Origin of the sequence: Cupriavidus sp. SIMBA_020, assembly GCF_046535395.1 — a bacterium.
In the GTDB taxonomy this organism is placed as follows: domain Bacteria; phylum Pseudomonadota; class Gammaproteobacteria; order Burkholderiales; family Burkholderiaceae; genus Cupriavidus; species Cupriavidus campinensis.
Genome location: NZ_JAWRWU010000996.1, coordinates 1 through 258 on the forward strand (window position 1 = coordinate 1; position 258 = coordinate 258).

At 74.4% G+C, this 258-nt stretch carries 1 protein-coding gene; it reads right to left on the reverse strand.

Features of this window, described 5'->3' with window-relative positions; all coding sequences use genetic code 11:
* A partial coding sequence (locus SB751_RS32465) for an aldo/keto reductase (protein WP_410749318.1) occupies nucleotides 1-258 on the reverse strand: 258 nt, incomplete at both ends.

Here is a 258-nt window from a genome sequence, read left to right on the forward strand (position 1 = left end):
GGCGAGCGTGCGCATCGCCGCCACGCACGGCCACGCGCGCTCGAGATCGACCGGCGGGAAATCGAAATGCGCACGGCGCGCACCGGCGTCGGCCGGCGCGCCGGGCCCGAACTTCCCCGACAGCAGGCCGCCGGCGAGGGGCGACCAGACCAGCAGCGACAGTTGCTCGTCGCGCGCGAGCGGCACCAGCTCGCGCTCGACGTCGCGTCCGGCGATCGAGTAATAGGCCTGCAGGGTCTCGAAGCGCGTCGCGCGGAG